The following is a 7136-nucleotide window of genomic DNA, read 5'->3' on the forward strand; positions in this document are numbered from 1 at the left end:
CCGCCGGGGTCTCCGGGGGCACCCCGGCGCGCAGCGTGCCGAGCTCGCCGTCGCGCACGCTGTGCATGCGGGCGCGCAACCGGGCCTCGGCGGCCAGCAGTTGCGGGGCCTCGTCGAGCAGCGCGTGGCCGGCGTCGGTGAGCTCGGTACCGCGCGGCAGCCGGTCGAAGAGCGTCACGCCCAGGTCGCGCTCCAGGCGGCGCATCGCCTGGCTCAGCGGCGGCTGGGCGATGCCGAGCAGCTCGGCGGCCCGGCTGAAGTGCAGCTCTTCCGCCACGACCAGGAAGTACCGCAGATGCCGCGAAAGGTCCCCCATAGGGTCGACCCTATGCAAGACATCGGTGGAATGTTCACCTCGGCCGGGGTCGAGGGCTGGCTGCACGCCCGTAACATCGACGGCGAACGCAGTGTTGGCGTGCGGGCCGGCGAGCGGGTGGTGCTCGCCTCGGTCGTGAAGATCCTGCTGGCGCTGGAGTTCTCGCGGCAGGTCGCGGCCGGCGTGCTCGACCCTGCGGAGCGGGTGCTGGTCGGCGCGGGCGACCGGTTCGGCGGCTGGGGCATCGCCGGCTGCGCCGACGACGTCGAGGTGTCGCTGCGCGACCTGGCGTACTTCGCGATGTCGGTGAGCGACAACACCGCCGCCGACGTGTTGCTGCGCCGCGTCGGCGGCGCGGACGTGCTGGGGCTGCTCGCGGCCGAGCTCGGCCTCGGCGAGACCCGCGTGGAGGGCGGTCCGCGGCAGCTGCTCGAGTCGATGTTCGCCGACCTCGGCGTGGGCGACGACGCCGAGTTCGCCCGCATGTACCCGACCCTGCCGCCCGATCGGCGCCGCACCCTGCGGGTGTACGACCCGCAGCGCACCACGTCGAGCACGCCGGAGGACGTGACGCGGCTGCTCACCGGGATCTGGCGGGACGAGGCCGGCCCGCCGGCGGCGTGCGCCGCGGTGCGCGGGCTGATGGGCCGGCAGCTGTTCTGGACCCGGCTCGCGGCGGCGTTCCCGTCCGGCGTGCAGGTGGCCGGCAAGACCGGCACCCTGCCGGGCCTGGCCATGGAGGCGGGCGTGGTGCGGTACCCGGACGGTGGCCGGTACGCGGTCGCCGTGTTCATCCGCGCCGGTGACGACCACGACCGGCTGCACGTCGACACGACCCTCGGCCGGGCCGCCCACGCGGCCGTGGAGATGCTGCGTGACCAGCACTGATATGCGACCGGATATGACCGCTGCGACCCTTCGATCTTGGACAGTCCACGGCCGGCGCTGCTTGGGTGACAGCCATGATTGATCGCCGTAACGTGATGAAGGCCGCCGTCGCCGGCGCTGCTGCCGCCGCCGTCCCGGCCGTCTCGCCCGCTGCCGCGGCGCCCGGAAAGGCGCCGGTGAAGGCCACCTTCCGGTGGTTCGGCACCACGGGCTGGCGCCTCGACGCCGCCGGGCACACCCTCCTCGTCGACCCCTACCTCAGCCGGTTCAGCACCGGCCTGTTCGCCGGGGCGTTCAACGCGGCGACGGAGCTCACGGTCGATGCCGAGGCCATCGCCACCCGCGTCGGCCACCCGGAGACGGTACTGGTGACCCACACCCACTGGGACCACTTCGCCGACGTGCCGCACATCGCCACAACCACCGGCGCCCGCGTCGTCGGAACGCTCACCGCCTACCACCTGGCCCTTGCCGCGGGCGTGCCGAGCGGCCAGCTCAGCCCGGTCAAGGGCGGCGAACTGCTCGACTTCGGCGCGTACAGCGTCGAGGTCGTCGCGTCGCTGCACAGCCGCAACGCCGCCTACTCGATGGCGTTCCCCGGCGTGCGGCTCACGGCGCCGCCGGCACCGGCCACGATCGCCGACCTGCCGGAGGGCGACACCCTCGCGTACCAGGTCACCGTCGCCGGCGGCCCGACGGTGTTCTTCATGGGCGGCAGCGACTTCGTCGAGCGCAACCTGTCCGGCCTGGAGCCGGACGTGGCCATGGTGGCGATGCCGTCGAGCGGCTCCACGAAGGACTACGTGCCGCGCCTGCTCGAGGCGCTGGGCCGGCCGAAGGTGGTGGTGCCGGTCCACTGGGACAACTTCGAGACCCCGCTGCGCAACCCGCCACCGGTCGCCCCGGCCGACCAGCCCCGCCTCGAAGCGCTGCTCGCCGCGATCCGCTCGGCGTCGCCGCGCTCGACGGTGCTGCTGCCGGCCTACGACACGCCGTACACCTTCTGAAGCCCCGGGCTACCGGCTTGGACCTTCCGGCTCGGCGGCTGGTTCAATCGGTCCGGGGGCAGGGACCTCGAGCGGTCCTGGCACTCGCGTGCGCGGTCGTGCGGGATGGTGGGGCCAGCACCAGCACCTGTTCGGTGGGCGGCAGGATGGTACGGGCGCCGCTGGACCCGAGAACATCATCGGCATGCGAAGCGTTGCGGGAGTTCCGGTAGCGGTCCGAGGTGCGCGCACGATGTGGTTCATCGCGGTCGGCGCCGGTGTGTTCGAAACGGTGCTGGTGGTGGCAAGCGGGCGGGCGGGCGCGGATGCGGTTGCCGGCGTGACGGTTCGGGTCATCGTCTTCGCCGCCGCGGTGCTCGTCGCGCTGCAGATGGCCGCCGGCCGGCGGTGGGCTCGGCTGGCCCTCACCGTGGCCCTCGGGGTCCTCGGCACCCTGTCGTTGACCGTGGATCCGTTGCTCTGGCTGGCGCACGGCAACTCGCTGAGCGCGCTGATCCGTGAGTCCGGAGTCGTCGACCTGCTGTTCGGTGCGAGCCGGGTGGTTCACGTGGCGGCTGTGCTCGGCGGCTGCGTGTTGATGTTCGTGCCGTCAGCCAACCGGTACTTCCGGACCCGCGCTCCACGTCCGGCAGGCGACCGAATCTCTGCCAGGTAGGGGCACTCAGTCGGCCCGCTCGCCGGCGTCGTTGGCGTCGAGCACCCGGCGCAGCAGCATGGCGAGCGTCCGGAGCTCCTTGGCGCTGAGAATGTCGAGCCGTTCGCGTTCCACGGCCTGCGCGGTCTCGATGAGTTCGACCGCCAGGCGCGCTCCGGAGGGAGTGAGCTGGACGTGGTGGCGGCGGCGGTCGTCGGAGTCCCGCTCGCGGGTGACGTGGCCGGCTTGTTCGAGGTGGTCGAGGTAGCCGACCAGGTGGCTGCGGTTGAACCCGAGCCGGCCGGCCAGCTCGTGCTGTGCCGTGGCTCCGAAGTCGTGCAGGCCGGCGAGCACCGCGAAGTGTGGTAGCCGCAGGTCGCGGGCCGCCAGCTCGTCCACCAGAGGGCGTCTGGCGATCTGCGCGACGTGTGCCGCCAGGTAGGACGGCAACCCGAGCAGCGTCGGCGGACGCTCGTTTTCGCTCACGGTCTAACTATACCTCGACGATATCATGTCGTCATGTAACTATGTCGTGGTGAACTCTTCTACTCCTTCGTCCCGCCTCACCGGCGCGTTCACGGCCCTCCTGCTCGCGGTGCTCTCGTTCTCCCTGCTCCAGACCTTCGTCGTGCCGGCACTGCCCGAGCTGCGCAGCGACCTGGCCGCCGGCCCGACGTCGGCCTCGTGGGTGATCAGTGCGTTCCTCGTCAGCTCCTCGGTCGGCACCGTGATCTTGGGCCGGCTCGGCGACCTGTTCGGCCGCCGGCGCCTGATGCTGGTCAGCCTCGCGGTCCTCGGCCTCGGCTCCCTGATCGCGGCCCTGTCCGACTCGATCGGCATGCTTATCGCCGCCCGGGCGATCCAGGGCCTCGGGGCGGGAACCTTCCCGCTCGCGTTCGGGCTCGTCCGCGAGACCTTCCGCCGCGAACGCGTGCCGGTGGTGATCGGGACAATCAGCGCCGTCTTCGGGATCGGCTTCGGTCTCGGCCTGGTGCTACCCGGGCCGCTCATCGACGCGTACGGCTGGCCGTCGCTGTTCTGGGCCTCCCTCGCCCTCGTCCTGATCGCTGCGGCGGCGGTGGTCGCCTTCATCCACGTGCCCGCCCAACCGGTCGTCGGGCGCATCGACTGGACCGGCGCCGTTCTGCTGTCCGTCGCGCTGGTCGCGCTGCTGCTGGCGATCAGCCAGGCGCGGGTCTGGGGCGCCCTGTGGACGATCCTGCTGATCGCCGTTGCAGCCGCGGCCTTCGCCGTGTTCCTGCGCGTCGAGCATCGGCTGGCGTCCCCGCTGATCAACTTCGGCGTCCTTCGCCGCCGGCCAGTGGTCGCCGCGAACCTGACCGCGCTCATCATCGGCCTCGGCATGTACGGTGCCTTCACCCTCGTGCCGCAGCTCGTGCAGACGCCCACCGAGACCGGCTACGGGTTCGGTGCCACCACCACCCAGGCCGGCCTGTACCTGCTGCCGATGGCCGTCACGATGCTGTTCGCCGGCCCTCTCGCCGGCCGCCTGGGACCGAAGCTCGGGTGGACGACCACCCTCGTCATCGCCTGCCTCATCGGGTCCGCCGGCTTCGCGCTGCTCGCCATCGGCCGCGATACCGGCTGGGCGATCGCCACCGGCGCCGGTGTCATCGGGGTCGGCGTCGGGTTCGCGTTCTCCGCCCTCGCCAACGTCGTCGTCGCCGCGGTCGACCCCCATCAGACCGGCGAGGCCACCGGCGTCAACACGATCGTCCGCACCATCGGCGGCGCCTTCGGCGCACAGATCGCAGCCGCCATCGTCACCAGCGCCACCCTGCCGGGAACCTCGATCCCCGACCCGTCCGGCTACACCACGGCCTTCACCGTCTCCGCGATCGCGCTCGTCGCGGCGGCACTGGCGGCGCTCATCGGCAGGCCCGCGCCAGACCAGGCGGTGACCGACCGGTGACCCGTCAGGACGTGGGCTATGGGCACGACCTGCTGTTCGGCGTCGTCCTCACCCCCCGACCCGGGCGTCCCGAGCTCAGCCGAAGCGGGTCCACGTCCGTCCGCCGTCGGCGCTGAGGGTTACCGAGCTGGGCGGGTCTGCCACCACGATCGTCCCGTCGCCGAGCACACCGACCTCGCCGGCGCCCGTCGTGCTGCTGTCCGCGTCCGTGCGGATCGAGCAACGGTCCCGGGCACCGCTGGTGCCCGGCTCGGCGGTGCGCAACCGCACCCTGGCGGCGGCGAACCTGTCGGTGTTCTTCAGTGCGGCGCCTGCTCGTCGCGGGCCAGTCGCTCCTCGCGATCTCGGTGCTGCTGCTGACGCGAGTGCAGGCCGGAGCGGACTTCGCCACCGATCTGCTGCCGGCGCTCCTTCTGGCCGCGTCGCCGGGGGATCGGCAGCCCGCGCCGGGCCCGGGCTTTGCGGCGTCGCGATCCTCCTCGTCAGCCTCTGGGCTCAGGCTCCAGCAGGCGCATGAGTGTGCGACGCAGGTGGTCGATGTTGTCACGTCCGACCACGGCCGCCCAGTCCCCCTCGACCCGCTGGCCCGCGCTGCGCGAGGCCGGTCCGAGCGCGCGGCCTTTGTCGGTGAGGAAGATCAGGCTGGCTCTGCCGTCGTCGGGGTCGGGCCTGCGGGTCACGTAGCCGGCGGCAGTCAGCAGCTCGACCGAGTGTGCCATTGACTGCTTGCGCACCTTGGCCAGGTTGGCCAGCTCACCGATCTGGATCCCCTGCGGCGGGACGAAGGGAATGACGTTGGCGTGTGCCGGGGTGAGGCCCGTGACGCCGTGCACCTGCAGTGCGGCATCCATGTCGGTGCCCCACTGCTGGGCGGCGAGGCGCAGCAGGAGGCCGATGAGCGGCAGGGAGGTTTCTTCCACCGACACGATTGACAGTCTCCTGTCTAGTTCGTAAATTGGACAGTAGCCTGTCTATCTTGGGGGATGACGATGACACAAGCAACCAGACTGCCCTTCGGTACCGCACTCGCGCTCGCCCAACGCGTGCTGGCGGCTCCTCTCGCGGCGGTACTCGGCGCCGAGCACGTGACAATGCCCGCGTGGTTCACGCTCAACGCACTCGGGCTGCGCGGCCCGACCGCATCGAGCGTCCTGTCGGACCTGCTGGCCACGAACGGGCTGGACGCCTCCGCCGTCGGGAACCTCATGGACGAACTGGGCGACGCGGGGCTCGTCGACATGCGCGACGGCGTCGCGACGCTGACCCCGGCCGGCATCGCGCGGTACACGGAACTGCGGCAGCGGATCGACGCCGTCACCACGCACATCTTCGAACAGTTCGACGCGGCCCGCGTCGAGAACGCCCGGAGCCTGTTACAAGAGATCGCCGAGACCGATCCCGAGTGATCCGGTCAGGCGCGGCCGAGGGCGTGGTCGGCGAGGAGCCGGTTGTGGCCGCGGGCGAACAGGACCCGGCCCGAGCCCATCACCCGCTGCGCCAGTGCCTGCGCCGCCTCGGTCACCACCGGGTCGCGCAGGACCGCGGCGACCTCGTCGGCCGGGCCGCGGACCATCATCTGGTCCTCGCCCGCGCCGTAGTACTCCGAGTCCACGAAGTGCAGGTGCGGGTAGCGCTGCCGGGCCTGCTCGCGGCCGTCGAAGCCGGACTCCAATGTGGACCGTTCGACGATCATGAGGGCGTCGACCGGGGAGCCGGGGGTCTTCGGCAGGACCTGGTAGATGACCACGATGTCGGTGGCTCGCATGGTGAGCGCGGACAGCCGCCCGGGGGTGGTGCCGGGCAGGCAGGACAGCGCCCAGTACTCGCCCTCGGTGGCTGCCGCGTCGGGGATCGCCGCGGCGACGTAGGCGGTCGCGACCTCGACGACCGGGGCGAAGAACTCGCCCGCCGCCAGGCGGTCGTACTTGCGGTGCATGGTCATGACGGGGTCGCTGGGCCGGGTCTTGCGCATCCGGGCGTCGCCTGCCGTTCGTGGTCGCGCCCTACCGGGCTGCGGGACTGGAGTCGTGCTGCAGGGTCACGAAGACGTAGGTGTACTCGTCGAGGAGCTTCGCCAGCGATACGCCGGGCCGACCGAGGAACGCGGGCAGCGCCGCGTCCTCGACGCCCGTCTCGGCCACCAGTGCCGCGGCCCACGCGCGGCCGAGGGTCAGGTGGCGGGTGAAGGCCGCGCCGTCGCGGGCGCCGTGCAGGGTGGCCGCGATGGCGGCGTCCCAGGGCATCACGGTGTCCGGGCGCAGCGCGTACAGGGCCTTGGCGGCCGCCGTCGGTCCCAGCGTGCGGCTGGGGCCGGCCGGCGCCGCCGCCAGCGCGGCATAGGCGGCGCCGAGCGCGGTC

The 7136-nt window shown here is 72.1% G+C and carries 10 protein-coding genes and 1 pseudogene; 5 read left to right on the plus strand and 6 right to left on the minus strand.

Annotation, left to right across the window (positions count from 1 at the left end; all coding sequences use genetic code 11):
• On the minus strand, positions 1 to 316 hold a 316-nt coding region (locus ABZS66_RS59395), incomplete at its 3' end, for a LysR family transcriptional regulator (RefSeq protein WP_354773473.1).
• 12 nt (positions 317 to 328) lie between these two features.
• Here ABZS66_RS59395 and ABZS66_RS59400 point away from each other — a divergent pair.
• The 3 genes from ABZS66_RS59400 to ABZS66_RS59410 all read left to right on the plus strand — a co-directional run bounded on the left by ABZS66_RS59400 (position 329) and on the right by ABZS66_RS59410 (position 2866).
• Complete coding sequence (locus ABZS66_RS59400) at positions 329 to 1204, plus strand: serine hydrolase (RefSeq protein WP_354773475.1); 876 nt, start codon at positions 329 to 331, stop codon at positions 1202 to 1204.
• Positions 1205 to 1278: 74 nt separating this feature from the next.
• The gene (locus tag ABZS66_RS59405) at positions 1279 to 2211 is read left to right on the plus strand and encodes an MBL fold metallo-hydrolase (protein ID WP_354773477.1); all 933 of its coding nucleotides are present in this window, start codon (positions 1279 to 1281) and stop codon (positions 2209 to 2211) included.
• A gap of 232 nt (positions 2212 to 2443) precedes the next feature.
• Complete coding sequence (locus ABZS66_RS59410; RefSeq protein ID WP_354773479.1) at positions 2444 to 2866, plus strand: hypothetical protein; 423 nt, start codon at positions 2444 to 2446, stop codon at positions 2864 to 2866.
• Positions 2867 to 2872: 6 nt separating this feature from the next.
• On the opposite strand, the gene ABZS66_RS59415 is transcribed toward ABZS66_RS59410, so the two are convergent.
• A complete protein-coding gene (locus tag ABZS66_RS59415; RefSeq protein ID WP_354773481.1) occupies positions 2873 to 3331 on the minus strand; it encodes a MarR family transcriptional regulator in 459 nt (152 codons plus the stop codon).
• A 49-nt stretch (positions 3332 to 3380) separates the two neighbouring features.
• Between ABZS66_RS59415 and ABZS66_RS59420 the strand changes: the two genes are divergently transcribed.
• Positions 3381 to 4778 carry an MFS transporter gene (locus ABZS66_RS59420; protein WP_354773483.1) on the plus strand — a complete coding sequence of 466 codons (1398 nt, stop codon included), beginning with the start codon at positions 3381 to 3383 and terminating at the stop codon, positions 4776 to 4778.
• Positions 4779 to 4853: 75 nt separating this feature from the next.
• Here the strand turns inward: ABZS66_RS59420 and ABZS66_RS59425 are convergent, their stop codons facing one another.
• Entirely contained in the window at positions 4854 to 5048 is a 195-nt protein-coding gene (locus tag ABZS66_RS59425) for a hypothetical protein (protein WP_354773485.1), read from the minus strand.
• 212 nt (positions 5049 to 5260) lie between these two features.
• Positions 5261 to 5704 (minus strand): MarR family transcriptional regulator, encoded by a 444-nt coding sequence (locus ABZS66_RS59430; protein ID WP_354773487.1) that lies wholly within the window; start codon positions 5702 to 5704, stop codon positions 5261 to 5263.
• Positions 5705 to 5767: 63 nt separating this feature from the next.
• On the opposite strand from ABZS66_RS59430, the gene ABZS66_RS59435 reads away from it, so the two are divergent.
• Positions 5768 to 6184, plus strand: a complete 417-nt coding sequence (locus ABZS66_RS59435; RefSeq protein ID WP_354773489.1) for a hypothetical protein — start codon at positions 5768 to 5770, stop codon at positions 6182 to 6184.
• Positions 6185 to 6189: 5 nt separating this feature from the next.
• On the opposite strand, the gene ABZS66_RS59440 is transcribed toward ABZS66_RS59435, so the two are convergent.
• Together ABZS66_RS59440 and ABZS66_RS59445 are read right to left on the minus strand one after the other, a co-directional pair.
• Entirely contained in the window at positions 6190 to 6720 is a 531-nt protein-coding gene (locus ABZS66_RS59440) for a hypothetical protein (protein WP_354773490.1), read from the minus strand.
• Between the two features lie 61 nt (positions 6721 to 6781).
• Positions 6782 to 7136, minus strand: a pseudogene (locus tag ABZS66_RS59445) (hypothetical protein); the annotation flags it as partial.

It is taken from the genome of Dactylosporangium sp. NPDC005572 (assembly GCF_040605515.1).
In the GTDB taxonomy this organism is placed as follows: Bacteria; Actinomycetota; Actinomycetes; order Mycobacteriales; family Micromonosporaceae; genus Dactylosporangium.

What these genes read in the sequence shown, in the direction of transcription:
- ABZS66_RS59400 (WP_354773475.1), top strand. Translation starts at nt 329, where the DNA reads ATGCAAGACATCGGTGGAATGTTCACCTCGGCCGGGGTCGAGGGCTGG.
- ABZS66_RS59405 (WP_354773477.1), top strand. Translation starts at nt 1,279, where the DNA reads ATGATTGATCGCCGTAACGTGATGAAGGCCGCCGTCGCCGGCGCTGCT.
- ABZS66_RS59410 (WP_354773479.1), top strand. Translation starts at nt 2,444, where the DNA reads ATGTGGTTCATCGCGGTCGGCGCCGGTGTGTTCGAAACGGTGCTGGTG.
- ABZS66_RS59435 (WP_354773489.1), top strand. Translation starts at nt 5,768, where the DNA reads ATGACACAAGCAACCAGACTGCCCTTCGGTACCGCACTCGCGCTCGCC.
- ABZS66_RS59440 (WP_354773490.1), bottom strand. Translation starts at nt 6,720, where the DNA reads ATGACCATGCACCGCAAGTACGACCGCCTGGCGGCGGGCGAGTTCTTC.